Genomic DNA, 14,248 nt, shown 5'->3' on the forward strand with positions numbered 1-14,248 from the left:
TGGAAAATTTTGCTGCGTTGCGGCAAACTTAAAGTCGTTCGGTCAAGGATTTGACTGGCCGTGGCGCTTTTGATGCCACTGCCAAGCATGCTCTAGAATCGTCTCGATCTTGCTGTATTGAGGATCCCACCCCAGCACCTTACGAGCCTTTGTAGCGCTACCGATCAGAATCGCGGGGTCTCCAGCCCGCCGCGGCCCTTCCTCAATGGCAATGCTCAGACCCGTCACTTCCTTGGCCGCTGAAATCACCTCTTTGACTGAAAATCCATCTCCGTTGCCCAGGTTAAAGACCGAGGTTTCCCCATCATCCAAGAGGTACTGCAACCCCAAAACGTGAGCGTCCGCCAAGTCGGCGACGTGGATATAGTCTCTAATGCAAGTGCCGTCGGGCGTTTTGTAATCCGTCCCAAATACAGTAATGTGTTCCCGCTGCCCTAGAGCCGTTAGCAGCACCAGGGGGATTAAATGGGTTTCTGGGGAATGATCTTCTCCCAAGCGTCCCTGGGGGTCTGCACCCGCTGCGTTAAAGTATCGAAACCGTACCGATCGCAGCCCGTAGGCTCGGTCGAAGTCTTCTAGGATTTGCTCCACCATCAGCTTGGTCATCCCGTAAGGATTGATCGGCGACTGAGGGTGATCTTCAGGAATCGGGATCTGATGGGGAATTCCGTAGCTGGCGCAGGTCGAAGAAAACACGATCTTAAAGACTTCTGCCTGCACCATCGCTTCCAGTAAAGTCAGGGTGCCCACCACGTTATTGCGGTAATATTTCGCCGGGTTCGCGACCGATTCGCCCACGTAGGCATAGGCCGCAAAGTGCAAAACGGCATCGATGGGATAGGTCTGGAAAACCCGATCGAGGAGAGGGCGATCGCCGATGTCCCCCTGCACGAATTCAACGTCCAAGACCGTCTCGACAATATCTCGGTGGCCGTAGACCAAATTGTCGAACACCACCACTCGATAGCCCGCTTCTTTAAGCGCTAAAACCGCGTGGGAGCCAATATATCCGGCACCCCCCGTCACCAGAACCGTAGGCTGCTTGTCCATTAGATCTGTCGATAACCTCGCGTATTTTCACTTGTCAACCACTCCATGACGCGATCGCCGCATCGCACCCCGTCCAGTCGGTCGATCTCTCGGATCCCCGTAGGACTCGTGACATTGATCTCGGTGAGGTAGCCCCCAATGACATCAATGCCAACAAATATTAGCCCATTTTTTTGCAGCGTCGGGGCAAGCCGAGCACAAATTTTTTGCTCTCGTTCTGTTAGGGAAGACTGCTCCACCCGTCCCCCTGTCGCCATGTTGCCGCGAAATTCGTTGCCCGTCGGAATCCGATTCAGCGCTCCAATGGGTTCGCCATCCAGCAAAATAATGCGCTTATCGCCCTCCTGGGCTTGGGGCAAATACTCCTGCACCATCACCGGGAGCTGGCCCTGAAAAGTACTGATTTCGACCAGGGAATTGAGATTGCGATCGCCCGCCTGCATCAGCAAAATTCCCTCGCCCGCCTTTCCGCCCAGGGGTTTCAGCACCGCCAAACCTTGAGCCTCGACAAACTCTCGAATCGTTTGCTTGTTTTGCGTCACGATCGTTTCAGGAATGACATCTGCAAACTGAAGCGCAAACATCTTCTCATTGGCCGCCCGCAACCCTTGGGGACGATTGACCACTAGCGTTTTGGTCGGATCTACAAAGTCTAGTAAATAGGTCGCGTAAAGGTAGGCCGTCGAAACTGGCGGATCTTTACGCATAAACACCGCGTCCATCTGTTCTAGGGGCAGCCGCACGGCCTCCCCGAGGGTATACCAAGGCTGAGGGATCTGCCAATGACCGTCAATCGAAGGCATCGACTGGAGCGCGATCGGCTGCAAAATAGCCCAAGCTTTCCCATTGAGAACCTTTAGGTCTTCGGCTTGGGCAATCCAAACCTCATGCCCTTGATTTTGGGCGGCTTCCATCAGGGCAACGCTGGTATCGTGGCCGGGATCTAAGCGCTCGACGGGATCGATAATAAATGCGAGTTTCACAGGGTCAATCCTTTAAAGGCAATCCTCAACCGCGAAGTAGGCCATCGAGCTTGCCCTTTCGATCCAGCGCGTAAATATCGTCGCAACCGCCCACATGCACGCCGTCGATAAAAATTTGCGGCACAGAGCGGCGGCCATCTCCCCGCTGAGCCATCGCATCGCGGGCGAACTCGTCGCCATCGACGCTGTACTCGATAAAGTCCACCCCTTTCTTAGAAAGAAGGTGTTTCGCACGAACGCAAAACGGGCAGGTTGCCCAAGTATAAATTTCAACTTTTGCAGCCATGCTTAAAATTCAGCAACAATAACAACGCTCTCAACAAATTCTAACTCGAGCCTCCTCTCCCGGAAGAAGGAAGCTCGAGTGCGTCCCTTAACCGAACAGTCCGGCCATGGCTCGACCCATATTTGAGGGCTGCATGGCATCCATTGCCGCTGTTGGTTCGTAACCGCAATGCACCATACAGTCTTGGCATTTCGGATTGCCGCTGGTGTGTCCGTATTCTTCCCAGTTCGTTTTGTCTAACAGCTCTTGAAAGGTTTCGTAGTAGCCTTCATTGAGCAAATAGCAAGGCTTTTGCCACCCTAGGACGCTGTAGCTAGGGCTACCCCAAGGGGTGCATTCATAGTCTTTGTCGCCCGTCAGGAAATCTAAGAACAGGGGATTGTGATAAAACGCCCAAGATTTTTTACCTGCTTTGTAGGGTGCCAAAATCTCCCGAAACAGGGCTTTGGTATTTTCGCGTTGCAAGAAATGTTCTTGATCCGGCGCCCACTCGTAGCTGTAGCCGGGAGAGACGTTAATGCCGTCCGTACCCAGCTCGGTCAAGAAGTCAAAGAATTCCTGCATGACTTTGGGATCGGTCCCGTCGAAGACGGTCGTGTTGGTGCTGACGCGGAATCCCTTGGCCTTAGCCGCCTTAATTGCGGCCACTGCAACATCAAAAACCCCTTCGCGATCGACGCTCTTGTCGTGGAGTTCGCGGGGTCCATCGAGGTGAACCATGATGGTAAAGTAAGGCGACGGCTTAAACTTGTGCAGGTTTTTCTCCAACAAAATGGCGTTGGTGCACATGATTACAAACTTGCGGCGTTCGATCAGCCCCGACACGATTTCGTCAATTTGGGGATGCAGCAATGGCTCTCCACCCGGAATAGATACCACGGGCGCGCCGCATTCTTCCGCAGCGGCAAAACATTCTTCTGGGGTGAGGTTTTTGCGTAACACTTCAAGGGGGTGCTGAATCTTGCCGCAGCCCGTGCAGGCCAAGTTGCACCGAAATAGCGGCTCCAGCATTAACACCAACGGAAACCGCTTACGACCCATCAGTCGCTGCTTGACTAAGTACGATCCGATTTCAACTGCTTGCTTGAGCGGGATGCCCATTATTCCATACTCCTTACAACCACAATAACCAAAAAACGCAAACCTCGCAGTCACTATATCACCTACATTTGCAAGCAAATGCGACTGCTTGACAGTAAAGAGAACTGTCCATCTCAGACCATCAAGGAAGGTTTGCCTCCACAATTCTTAATTTACGTTCGCGTATCTTTAGGATAGCTGCTCCAGCCGAAGACTGGCATGTCAGCCCGCATCAGTCTGATTCAGCAGCAGATGGCGGTTCCGGCAAGGTTTCGAGGTGCTTCTCTGAAGGCACCGCAGCCGTTTTTTTGGCGCGCGAACGGGAGGAGGGGTTGAGCTGCGCTGAGGCAGTCTCGTCCAAGTCAGCAGGCGCTTGGGGATGGGAGGTTGCAGAAGGACGAACTCTGGGCGCGATGCGATCGCCCGTCGAGTACCGATCTGCATCTGAGGCTCGATCGTAGCGAGAGCGGCGGTTAGGCTTAGAGGAAGGTTTTGTGAAGGTTTTCCAGGCGGCCCGAACGCCAATCCAAAAGCTTTGCGTCGTAATGCCAGCTTCTTTGACTTGACGCTGGGCGACTTGCAGGCCGCGATCGACCTGCTTGACTACATTTCCAGCACTCTCGACGCCATCGCTGAGGTCGTCGGTCAAATTGCTAATTTCTGAGCCAGTCAGGCGAATAGCCTCAAGGGTCGGTGGCAGCTCTCGGTACAGTGTATCGAACAGTTTTTCAGCGCTGCGGGAAGCGCGCGCGAGTTCTTTGAGTGCGGGGATGGCAGTCACTAAAACTGCTGTCAAGCACACTGCTACTAGCAGGAGCGAGCAAACAAGCCAGAAGATGGGTTCAGTCACGGATGCCCCAGTACGACACGATCGAAAAACACGTTTATTGAGGGAGCAGCTTGAAAAATAAACGTTTCAAGATGAGAACCATTCGAGCTTAAAACCTTACAAAATCAGTCCATCACCCTCAATACTCTGCCATCCTATCAACGGATCGTCTATCGAGTTCGGTCTTGAGAATCCTGCCTTTGGCTCTGGATTGCAAGCCGCTGCGCGTTTGCTGCTTCAACCCCCGCACGGATGGCCTCGCTCAATCTTGCTAAGGTTCCCTCCCATTGATGCACTGCCGACTCCGATAACCGATCCGCCTGAAATTGCAGGCTGGTCGATAGATCTTCAGCCAGTTCGGGCAGGGTATCCGCCGACTTTTTGAGGAGCTGGCGCGTCTCTCGACCGGCCCTTGGCGCGTAAAGCAAACCTGCCACGGTTCCGACCGCAGCGCCGACTAAAAATCCGCCTAAGAGCAGTCCCGAACGTTGCTTTGCCATCGTTTTACCGTGCAGTACTAAGCTTTTCACTAGAATAATACGCGTTAACGCTTAACCCAGCAGTTTCGCCCGAGGGGCTAAGCGTCTTGGAATCGGTTGGAGCGGACGTCGGCCCATCCACTGAAGCAGCTTTAGGAGAGCGGCAAAGCGGGCAATTTGCTGCTGTAGCGCGCCGAGTCCTGCTATTTGTCCGCGACCGTACTGTACGCCAGATTGCCCTAACAAAATATGGTACGGCGCTCTGCTAAGCACTCGGCTGGTATTCCGCTCCGCATTGACAAGCCAGCGGGTCGCTCGCCGCAGCGAGCGTTTAGCTTGACGCAGTTTCCAAGCGATGCCCAAACACAGCGCCGCTAAGGCTATATTGAAACTGATAACCGCTATGACCATAAAATACTCGAGTTGTGAGATTTGACTTTGTTAGCGCGCGACAATAAGAGATTGGAAATCTTGGATTATTTGAAGTCTACTAAAAAAAATCTAGATGTACAGCAATTGGGCTTGTTTGAGGATGGCGCGCGCTAAAGCTCGAGAACAAGAAATCCACTTTAGCCGCAAACCCGCAATTGTAAGTCTTCAATGACGGTCTGGAGGCTGATTCCTCTTTGGGAAGGTCGAGGGCAGATTCAGATGGCTGTCGATCGATGGCTGTTCGATCGATGCTATCGAGGGCTGCATCCTCCGGTTCTGCGCTTTTACGGCTGGACTCCCGCAGCAATTTCCCTCGGCCAGCATCAGCGCGCGTGGCCGCCCCATTGGCAAGCGCTGCGATGGCAAGATCGACCCATCGATCTGGTGCGGCGACCGACGGGCGGGCGGGCTGTTTTGCATGCGGGGGACTTGACCTACTGCATCGTGCTTCCCCATCAGTCTGGGCATCGCCGTCAAACCTATGAATATCTCTGCGAATTTTTGATCCGAGGGTGGCGATCGCTGGGTGTCGAACTTCAGTTTGGCACTGCCGGACGCGGTTACCAGCATCAAGTCAACTGCTTTGAGAGCGCGACCGCTGCCGATTTAGTGACCTCTGACGGGTTCAAGTTGATTGGGAGCGCCCAGGGCTGGCAAAGGCAAACGGTGCTCCAGCACGGATCGATGCAGCTCCAACTCGACCCAGATTTACAGCGCCAAGTGTTTGGGGAAGGTGCGGAGGCGGGGGTTGCGGCGATCGCCCATCGGGGAACGCTGCCGAGCGCCGACGCCATTGTCGATACGCTTGCGCGGGCCGCAGCAGCGCACTTTGAGGCGGTGTTTGAAGTGAGCCCTTTAACTGCGTCTGAATGGAAATCCATTCAGGGCTATCTCGATCCTCCAGGCTGATACCAAATCTACTTGTCGTAGCTACATATCAAGATCCACCTAAATCCTCCTTAAAAAGGGGGAATATGAGTAGATTCCCCCTTTTTAAGGGCGTAGCCGCTCTGAAAGAGCTAGGGGGGATCGGATGTGTAGCGTGATTTTGCAAAATTGGTATCAGGACCGTAGATGTTTGAGCCACTTCTGACTCAAGAGCGGTCTGGGCGGCGGATCGGAAGGTGGATGGGAGGCTATCGATTGGCGGCGCTGCTCCAATACCCGTAAATGCTGCTGTAAAATCTCCTGCTGCTGGAGTAACTTGCGGCGTTGACCGATCAACGTTTTGTCTAAAAGCCTTTGGCGCTCTTCTTCATCCACGAGCTGCACTTCCAAACTCAACCGCTCGTACTCGCTCGCGGCATGGCGATGGTATTCGCGGGCTGCGTTGAGCTTCTCATGCATTTCGCGTACGGTCTGGGACTGGAGGCTGAGCTCTTCTTCTTGTTCTCGCACCAGACGGGCAGATTTGATCCAGTCTTTCTGTAGGGTTTCGATCGTGCCTTGCAGTCGATCGAGCGGTATTTGTTCTAGGGAATCGTTGCGATCGGCAACTGGCCTGTCAAGTTCTTGAAATGGAGGTTGGGACTCTAATCCGTCGGATCGCAACAGCTCCGATCCAGAAGACTTTGACGTCGGATCGCTTTGAGGAGAGGCAATGAAGTAGTAAGGATCGGGCTCGTGAATGGGCTGCACTTGATTGAGCACCAGCCCCAAGGCAGGCTTGCTCATTTGAGCGAGTACCTGTTGCACGAATACAGCACTGTCGATGTCAATTTTGCCAGGTCTTGCAACCAGAAGGATGCCATCGACCAGTTGAGCCAGACGCACGGTGTCTGTGCCAGTTTTAAGGGCCGCCGTATCTAAAATGACGTAGTCGTAGCGATCGGATAAGTCTGCTAGCAAGGCAGCCATTTGGGGAGAATCTAGCCTGGAGATGGCCGGACCGCCAGAATTGCCGGAAAAGATGAGATCCAGGTTAGGAAAAATTCGCTGTACTACGGTGTGCCAGGGGGTTTGGTCTACTAAAATATCCCCCAGACCTCGGTCGGCGGGCCAGGCCCAAATGTATTCCTGAATCGGATCCTGAAAATTGGCCTCGACCAAGATCGCAGATCGCCCATTTTGGGCTAAGGCGATCGCCAAATTTGCCGCTACTGTCGAGGTTCCCTCTTGGGCCAAGGTGCTGGTAATCGCCAGCACCTTACAGGGGCGGGCTTTTCCCAAAGACTGAAGGTTGCTCTGAAGCAGCCGATAAGCCTCGCTCGCTTTACAATCGGGAAAGTCTACGAGATAAAGGGTCGGTACGGCGTTTTCAACCGTTGCAGAGTGAAACAACCGGAACGGTTGCTGCCCGACAAAGGGAATGACGCCGAAAATGGGTAAGTTAAGCTGCCGTCGCACTTCCTCTATCGTCCGCAGCGACTTATTCAGCGATTCAAGGCCGTATAGGGTCAAAAATGCCAGTACAGACCCTAAAATAAATCCTGTTGCAGCATAGAGGGGTTTGCGAGGGGTAGTGGGCCGATCGGGAACGACGGCTTCGGCCACGATTCTGACGTTTCCTTGAGCTTGATTGGAAGCAACCTGGGTTTCTTGAAATTTTTTAAGGAGGGTTCCGTAAGAATTTTGGGCAACATCCAATTGACGTTCCAGTTCGTTCTGCTGCTGCTCCAAGGTTGGAAGCAGCGCGACCTGCTCTCGGTAGGACCTTAAATTCTCGGATTGGGTTGCGATTTCCTGCTGAAGTCCTTTCCTGGATGCTTCGAGACCGACTAATTGAGCTGTCAGGTCTTGCCGGAGCTTACCGATCAGGCTATCTGGATCGAAGGCAGCGCTAGACCCCGAAATTTTGGCTGCCTTCTGGGCGAAAAGCTGTTTGAGATCCTCTAAATTGCCCTCTAGAGAGACAACGGTTGGATGGGAAGCGGTCAATCGGTCTCGGCTCAATACCAGTTGCGATTGAGTCTGCTGAATCTTAGCCAGCAGATCCTGTATTTCCGGAGATTGACTCAGGGAGGAGAGGGCAACAGCCTCTTGCGGGTTGATGCCGAGTTTTGCGATGACGACGTCTGCTTGAGCTGAAGTATTGGCAAGTTGAGCTTGGGCATCGGCAATTTGTTTTTGGAGGCCGTCAATGCGAACCTGGGCCGAGGTGACTTGCTCTTTGAGCGTCAAAATCTGATAGGTTTGCTTAAATCGGCGCAGCTTGCTTTCAGCAGCCTCGACCTGCTTTTTGGCAGTCGGGAGCTGAGCTGCAATAAACTGACGGGCAGTATTCACTTCTCCTTGGCTGGAGCGAACGCCGCTTTGCAAGTACACCTTCATGAGGGTGTTGACGGCCTCGGCTGCTTTCTTGGGGTCGCGATCCTTAAATTCGATTTGGAGAATGTCTGCGTCTTTAACGTGGTTGACGCTGAGTTGTTTGAGAAATGCGTCGGTTCCAAATGGCTTGCCGTCCGGTAACGCCCAACCCAGTTGCTGAAGGGTTTGCTCGAGAATGGGCTGGGACTGAATGACCTGGGTCTCGGTTAGGACGGGATTGCTCGTTTCGGTGACCGAGGCCATGTTGTCGATACTTTTTCCCAGGTCAGTTAGGGATGAAACGGGATTTTCTCGGTTTAGCTTGAGTTTGCTTGCGGCAGTATAGGTTGGCTTTTGGACGTAGGCCATGACAATGGATAGCGTCAAAACGGACAAAAAAACGGCTCCCGCAGGCAGCCAGTGGTATTTAAACAGCTTTCGATAGTCGCTAATGCCTGTAGAAGGTACGCTTGGAGTTTCCATTACAAGGTCTATGGGAAGGATGGATCGGTCGATCGCGAGTTTTCAATAGAGGTACTGCGGCGATCTTTGAAGCGAAACGCTACATTCGATGGCCGCGCTCCACTGGGGTGGCCGCAGGCGCTTTAAGTAGGGTGAGCCTATTCTACTGAAGCCATCTGGAATTGTCGCTGAATTGTTGCAACGATTCGATTGCGGTCGGTCTGGGTCAAACTGGACCCAGATGGCAAGCATAACCCACGGGTAAATAGATCCGCTGCAACTCGACCCCCAATGACCTCGCAATCTTTGAAAACAGGCTGGAGGTGGAGCGGTTTCCAAACGGGTCGGGATTCGATCTGCTCGGCGGCTAGGGCGAGCCGGAGCTGTTCGGGGTTGAGTCCGCTGCGGTCTGGGTCGAGGGTAATGCAGCTCAGCCAGCGGGTGGAGATTCCGAAGGATGCCTCTGGCATAAAATCGATGCCGGGAAGGTGTTGTAGGGCGTCGCGGTACATTTTGAAGTTATGCCGTCGCGCTGCAACTCGGTCGGCTAAAACCTGAAGTTGACCTCGACCGATGCCCGCTAAGACATTGCTGAGTCGGTAGTTATAGCCCACCTGAGAGTGCTGGTAATGCGGAGCCGGATCGCGCGCTTGGGTGGCAAGATACCGAGCTTGGGCCGCTAAGGATTCATCTTCCGTTACCAGCATCCCCCCGCCAGAGGTGGTAATGATTTTATTGCCGTTAAACGAAAAAATGCCGAGTTTGCCAAAGTTACCGGGCGATTTTCCTTTATAGGAGGCACCGAGCGCTTCGGCTGCGTCTTCGACGAGCGGAACCTCGTACTGAGCGCAGGTCGATCGGATGGGGTCTATATCTGCACTTTGTCCGTATAAATGGACTAACACGACGGCCTTCGGTAGCTTGCCCCGTTTCGCGCGATCGGCTAAGGCCTCGGCCAGTAATGCCGGGTCCATATTCCAACTGCTGCGATCGCTATCTATGAATACGGGCGTTGCACCTTGGTAAAGAATAGGGTTCGCGGTCGCCACGAAGGTAAAAGTAGAGCAAAATACCTCATCGCCGCGCTCAACTCCCAACAGTTGCAATGCCAGGTGTAGCGCTGCCGTCCCAGAACTGACCGCAGCGGCGTGACGGGCACCGACTATTTCACAAAATTCCCGTTCAAAGGCTTCTATATGAGGCCCGACCGGAGCAATCCAGTTGGTTTCAAAGGCTTCTTTGACAAACTCTAGTTCTTGAATCCCTAAATGGGGTGGAGAGAGCAATATCGGTCGATTCATGAGGTATCAGTAGAGCGCATCCAAAGATTTGGGCAGACATGATGATTTTGTCTACCCTGAACGATAGGCAGGAAAAAATCCTGACTCCATTAAACCCTGCGGAGAAGACTGAATTGCCCGAGCGCGTTGCTCTATTAAAGAGAGATAGAGAGGCTGATTCGCGATCGCCTTTAAGACGGCAAATCGGCTGCGGAGGGGAGAAAAGCCAGCTTTGAATTCAAAGAGACTATCTTTTGCGCTCCCCAAACCTCCGCCCAGATGGAAGGCTGAATTTCCCCGATTTTTTGCCCAACTTCGCACAAAATCTAACATGAGCTTGCTGGGGGCGGGTTTTAAAAAGTCAGGGTGGGTGCCGCTCAAATGAAATTGGACGGTGCCGCAACATTCCAAAAACAAGCCCGCGCAGGCAACGCGGCTTTCTTGACGCACGAGGCAAAGATGAACCTGGGGAGAGGCTGCTAGTGCCTCAAAGTAGGATTTGTCAAAGTAGTAGGAAGAAGTCGCAACGACGCGATTCATGGTGGCATGGTAAATCTCGATAAAATCATCGAGATACTCGAGCACCGGAACCATTTGGGCACTGAACCCCAGACGTTTGCAGTGGTTAATCCGATTGCGATGTTTGGCAATGGTTTGCGACCAGATCTGTTCTTCAGATTGGGTTAAGTCAATCCAGACGGTTTCTCCGAGGGGCTGGTAGATTTGCCCCAGAACGGACTCGTTAAGCGTCGCGTTGAGGAGCGGATGTAAGCGAATAAAAGCAGTGCAAATCCCGCGATCGCGCAGGATCTCGATCAGCGCGGAAAATGCCCGACGGATGAAGTCAGAATGCGCCAAAGCGACTGAGTTGAGTAAGGGGCCGGGATAACCATAGGGGGAAGCAATATCCCAGGTATCTAGCTCGGATTGAGGTTGCAAAATGGATGCACAGGAACGCCGGAGATAAGGTAAAAATAGAGCGCAATCTCCTTCAGATAGATAAATCGCTTCAGGGGCAGCATTTTGCCGATCTGCTTCGAGCTTTACGTAGTCGGGCAAGTGGTAAAAATCATACTTAAATTGTTTGAGTGCTTCAGACCACTGAGTATCATCCGAGGTTAAAAATTTACAATCCATAGGTTAATTGGCGCAATTTTTGAATGATATATTGACCTGTTACTTCAGGAGAACACTTGTTTCTCCACCACATCAAAGCTTCGCGATGTTTATTAAACATAAGTTCCCTATTCTCCATCAATTCTTGCACCACCAAACCTAATTGATGCCAGTTTTTTATGGAAACAGCAGGCGATTTATCGTAAAACCATCGGGAAGGTAAAGCCTCTGAAATAACAACACAACCATACCGCATCGCCTCAAAAAAACGATAGGTTTCAAAGGAAGTTCCTCTCGGAACGAGACATATTTTTGAATTCATGAGCTGTTCTGAGTAGGTTCTAGAATCAGATGCTTCAGTTGAGAAAAAACCGGGGGTTAACGAAAGGCGAATATTTAATTCAGGGTGTTTAGATTTAAGGCTGTTGAGATTAGAAATCATCTGCTTTCGCGACAAGGTTTTGGGCGGCTTGAGCCACTGAGTTATTCGATCTTTCAAAGATCCTTTAATATAGGTATCGTTGTCAACGCTTCCGGCAAAGAAAATATCGTATTGACGTGCTTCAAATGTTTTGATGGGCAGTTCTAGCTGTTTGTAATACCCCAGCGGAATGGTAAATAAATTATTGCGATAACTCCGTCCTAATCTCAGGCGATTTAGGCCAAAATTCCATAGCCCAGGCAGGCAATTAATCCAACTCTTGAGAAATTGAAGCAGACTCAAGCAATTAATATAAGAAGGATTTAAGAACGGATTACAGCCCAGAAATGGCTTTGTTCCATAGGGTTTAAATACCGCCAAAACTTTGTAAAAATACAGCGGAATACGACAGGCTTCATCACCTACCATAATGACGACTACGTTTTTTCCGTAGGAGGGCAATTCATCTAGTCGATCGAAGGTTATGTAAAAGGTTAGATGCTTGAATTCCGATGTTTTCTCTAAAACTTGCAATACTTTGGCACAATAATCGGATTGAGTCCAAAATAGTTCGGGTTCGGCGCGCGGTTTGGGATCGAAAATATTCCATTGAAGGGGAGCCTGCCCGTTTCTGAGAAGATAATACTGACTCGTGAGTACCTGGTTCATGGGGAAACCTTCCTCGATTTACATGGGGTTGTTCGAGTTTACAAGTTTGGGATCGACTATCCTTCCCGGTTTTGGACGGCTGAGGGGTCTGTGCTGTTACCCCAAAACTCTGGCATGGTGGCGTGGTCGGGCGCGGAGATGCCGTCTTGTTTTAAGACTTTGAGCGCGGTCAAACCTAAGATTTTCAAATCTAGGCCGAGAGACCAGCGATCGATATACCAAATATCGAATTTGAACTTTTCCTCCCAGCTAATGGCATTGCGTCCTTTAACCTGCGCCCAGCCTGTAATTCCAGGTAGCGCGTCGTGGCGGCGGGCTTGTTCTGGGGTGTAGCGATCGAGATAGCGGATTAAGAGCGGGCGCGGTCCCACAAAGCTCATGTCTCCTTTCAGAACGTTCCATAGTTGGGGAAGTTCGTCGAGGCTGGTTTGCCGCAACCATTGCCCGAAGGGTGTGATTCGTTGCTCGTCCGGCAAAAGTGCGCCTTGGGAGTCTCGGGCATCGGTCATGGTCCGAAATTTATAGAACTCAAACACTTTTGCCCGATATCCCGGTCGAGCCTGCGTAAAAAAAACTGGACGGCCCATTTGAATGGCGATCGCCAAGCCAATCCCCACCAATACAGGCGATACCGCAACCAGCAAAATAGCTGCAAAAACGCGATCGCACGTCCATTTAATCCAGCGACTCAATCTCATGCTACCTCCTCAAGCACGTCTGCATATATACCATCATGCAGGCTCAAGATTTCGTATAGGTCGTACCTTTGGATCTGTTGGCGACCTTGCAACCCTAGCATTCTTGCCGCTTCGGGATTGTCGAGAATCCAAGACATTTCCGCCGCAATTGCAGTACTATCGCCCACTTCTACGAGCTTGCCAGCCCCCTCCTTTAATAAATCTTCCGTACCCCGAATTCTAGTGCCAATTGCGGGAACACCCATGGCCATTGCCTCCATGATGCTGCGAGGCAGTCCCTCCTGCTCGGATACGAGCAAGACAGCCGTAGCTGTATAGATAAAACGAGGGATGTCGGGACGAAATCCTAAAAAGTGAACCTGCTCGGCAATACCGAGCTGAGCGGCGAGGGCTTTGAGCTCTGGCGTCAGGGGACCCTCACCTGCCAAAGCTAGATGAGCGGTCGGTCGCTGAAGTTTTGCGAGCGCCAAGAGCAAATCTTTAGGGCGTTTGCGCGGGATTAGTTCTGCGATCGCCAGAAACAAAACATCTTCCGGTTTTAAGCCTAATTCCGTCCGCGTTTGGAAGCGATCTGCCTCGGTAACGGACTGCTCGCTGTAGTGGCTCAAGTCCACGCCAATGCCGGGGGTGTAGTGAAGGTGGCGGGATGGCACGATCCGGTGGATGAGGGCGGCGTCCCGATCGTCTTGATTGATGACAATCAGGCGATCGCACCAGCGTCCGGCCCATTTTTCTAAGGTTAAAAATATGCCGTTCCGCAGCCGCGATCCGTTGCGATGGAAGTGAAACCCGTGGGCGGTATAGATCGCTTTCAATTTGCCTTGACGGCGTAACTCGCGCAGCGCGAAGCGCGTGACAAAGGCGGCCACGGGCGTATGAACGTGGACGATATCGTAGGAGCGGGCGATCGCGCGAAGGCGCTGAGGGGCCGCCACAAAATTGAGGGGGTTGAGGGGATTGCGCGACCATTTAACATCCCAGACTTGATTGAAGGCTCCAACGCAGGCTGGACAGCTCGAAATACCTCGAGCCATGGCATCTACCGTCCACCCTTTCGCGCGGTAGCGTTCCGCCCAGGGAAGCAAGAACCCGCGAACCGTTTCGGGAACCGTCGCAACAATTAAAAGGCGCGTCATTGGGGAACAATATCCTTCGATTCAGTCGATTTTCTCATGCCAATTCCCTTTGCTCTGTCACGACGATAGCTCAATTGAATG

General features: G+C 52.2%; 14 protein-coding genes. 1 reads left to right on the top strand and 13 read right to left on the bottom strand.

The window, feature by feature from the left end; all coding sequences use genetic code 11:
• Positions 1-42: 42 nt before the first annotated feature.
• From galE to R6H26_RS17045, 7 genes are all read right to left on the bottom strand, one after another.
• Positions 43-1,050 (bottom strand): UDP-glucose 4-epimerase GalE, encoded by a 1,008-nt coding sequence (gene galE / locus R6H26_RS17015; RefSeq protein ID WP_404784001.1) that lies wholly within the window; start codon positions 1,048-1,050, stop codon positions 43-45.
• Entirely contained in the window at positions 1,050-2,033 is a 984-nt protein-coding gene (gene gshB / locus R6H26_RS17020; protein WP_404784003.1) for a glutathione synthase, read from the bottom strand. The genes galE and gshB overlap by 1 nt, the downstream gene beginning before the upstream one ends.
• A gap of 25 nt (positions 2,034-2,058) precedes the next feature.
• Entirely contained in the window at positions 2,059-2,319 is a 261-nt protein-coding gene (grxC, locus tag R6H26_RS17025) for a glutaredoxin 3 (RefSeq protein ID WP_404784005.1), read from the bottom strand.
• A gap of 87 nt (positions 2,320-2,406) precedes the next feature.
• The gene (gene hpnH, locus R6H26_RS17030; RefSeq protein WP_404784007.1) at positions 2,407-3,420 is read right to left on the bottom strand and encodes an adenosyl-hopene transferase HpnH; all 1,014 of its coding nucleotides are present in this window, start codon (positions 3,418-3,420) and stop codon (positions 2,407-2,409) included.
• A 211-nt stretch (positions 3,421-3,631) separates the two neighbouring features.
• The gene (locus R6H26_RS17035) at positions 3,632-4,249 is read right to left on the bottom strand and encodes a hypothetical protein (protein WP_404784009.1); all 618 of its coding nucleotides are present in this window, start codon (positions 4,247-4,249) and stop codon (positions 3,632-3,634) included.
• A 149-nt stretch (positions 4,250-4,398) separates the two neighbouring features.
• Positions 4,399-4,728, bottom strand: a complete 330-nt coding sequence (locus R6H26_RS17040; protein ID WP_404784011.1) for a YtxH domain-containing protein — start codon at positions 4,726-4,728, stop codon at positions 4,399-4,401.
• A gap of 51 nt (positions 4,729-4,779) precedes the next feature.
• Positions 4,780-5,118: a hypothetical protein gene (locus tag R6H26_RS17045; protein ID WP_404784013.1), complete on the bottom strand. Its 339-nt coding sequence runs from the start codon at positions 5,116-5,118 to the stop codon at positions 4,780-4,782.
• Between the two features lie 189 nt (positions 5,119-5,307).
• Between R6H26_RS17045 and R6H26_RS17050 the strand changes: the two genes are divergently transcribed.
• Complete coding sequence (locus R6H26_RS17050; protein ID WP_404784015.1) at positions 5,308-6,048, top strand: biotin/lipoate A/B protein ligase family protein; 741 nt, start codon at positions 5,308-5,310, stop codon at positions 6,046-6,048.
• 153 nt (positions 6,049-6,201) lie between these two features.
• On the opposite strand, the gene R6H26_RS17055 is transcribed toward R6H26_RS17050, so the two are convergent.
• The 6 genes from R6H26_RS17055 to R6H26_RS17080 all read right to left on the bottom strand — a co-directional run bounded on the left by R6H26_RS17055 (position 6,202) and on the right by R6H26_RS17080 (position 14,167).
• Positions 6,202-8,868 (bottom strand): GumC family protein, encoded by a 2,667-nt coding sequence (locus R6H26_RS17055; protein ID WP_404784016.1) that lies wholly within the window; start codon positions 8,866-8,868, stop codon positions 6,202-6,204.
• A gap of 137 nt (positions 8,869-9,005) precedes the next feature.
• Complete coding sequence (locus tag R6H26_RS17060; protein ID WP_404784018.1) at positions 9,006-10,148, bottom strand: DegT/DnrJ/EryC1/StrS family aminotransferase; 1,143 nt, start codon at positions 10,146-10,148, stop codon at positions 9,006-9,008.
• A 51-nt stretch (positions 10,149-10,199) separates the two neighbouring features.
• Complete coding sequence (locus tag R6H26_RS17065; protein ID WP_404784020.1) at positions 10,200-11,264, bottom strand: GNAT family N-acetyltransferase; 1,065 nt, start codon at positions 11,262-11,264, stop codon at positions 10,200-10,202.
• Positions 11,254-12,333: an exostosin family protein gene (locus tag R6H26_RS17070; protein WP_404784022.1), complete on the bottom strand. Its 1,080-nt coding sequence runs from the start codon at positions 12,331-12,333 to the stop codon at positions 11,254-11,256. The genes R6H26_RS17065 and R6H26_RS17070 overlap by 11 nt, the downstream gene beginning before the upstream one ends.
• A gap of 56 nt (positions 12,334-12,389) precedes the next feature.
• Positions 12,390-13,031, bottom strand: coding sequence for a sugar transferase (locus R6H26_RS17075; RefSeq protein ID WP_404784023.1), 642 nt, complete (start codon positions 13,029-13,031; stop codon positions 12,390-12,392).
• Positions 13,028-14,167 carry a glycosyltransferase gene (locus R6H26_RS17080; RefSeq protein ID WP_404784025.1) on the bottom strand — a complete coding sequence of 380 codons (1,140 nt, stop codon included), beginning with the start codon at positions 14,165-14,167 and terminating at the stop codon, positions 13,028-13,030. The genes R6H26_RS17075 and R6H26_RS17080 overlap by 4 nt, the downstream gene beginning before the upstream one ends.
• Positions 14,168-14,248: the final 81 nt, after the last annotated feature.

Source organism: Altericista sp. CCNU0014 (assembly GCF_044923475.1).
In the GTDB taxonomy this organism is placed as follows: domain Bacteria; phylum Cyanobacteriota; class Cyanobacteriia; order Thermosynechococcales; family Thermosynechococcaceae; genus JAAURS01.

Coding starts and splice junctions, on each gene's coding strand:
- R6H26_RS17080 (WP_404784025.1), bottom strand. CDS start 14,167: ATGACGCGCCTTTTAATTGTTGCGACGGTTCCCGAAACGGTTCGCGGG.
- R6H26_RS17060 (WP_404784018.1), bottom strand. CDS start 10,148: ATGAATCGACCGATATTGCTCTCTCCACCCCATTTAGGGATTCAAGAA.
- R6H26_RS17055 (WP_404784016.1), bottom strand. CDS start 8,868: ATGGAAACTCCAAGCGTACCTTCTACAGGCATTAGCGACTATCGAAAG.
- R6H26_RS17075 (WP_404784023.1), bottom strand. CDS start 13,031: ATGAGATTGAGTCGCTGGATTAAATGGACGTGCGATCGCGTTTTTGCA.
- R6H26_RS17040 (WP_404784011.1), bottom strand. CDS start 4,728: ATGGCAAAGCAACGTTCGGGACTGCTCTTAGGCGGATTTTTAGTCGGC.
- grxC (WP_404784005.1), bottom strand. CDS start 2,319: ATGGCTGCAAAAGTTGAAATTTATACTTGGGCAACCTGCCCGTTTTGC.
- R6H26_RS17045 (WP_404784013.1), bottom strand. CDS start 5,118: ATGGTCATAGCGGTTATCAGTTTCAATATAGCCTTAGCGGCGCTGTGT.
- galE (WP_404784001.1), bottom strand. CDS start 1,050: ATGGACAAGCAGCCTACGGTTCTGGTGACGGGGGGTGCCGGATATATT.
- R6H26_RS17070 (WP_404784022.1), bottom strand. CDS start 12,333: ATGAACCAGGTACTCACGAGTCAGTATTATCTTCTCAGAAACGGGCAG.
- hpnH (WP_404784007.1), bottom strand. CDS start 3,420: ATGGGCATCCCGCTCAAGCAAGCAGTTGAAATCGGATCGTACTTAGTC.
- R6H26_RS17050 (WP_404784015.1), top strand. CDS start 5,308: ATGACGGTCTGGAGGCTGATTCCTCTTTGGGAAGGTCGAGGGCAGATT.
- R6H26_RS17065 (WP_404784020.1), bottom strand. CDS start 11,264: ATGGATTGTAAATTTTTAACCTCGGATGATACTCAGTGGTCTGAAGCA.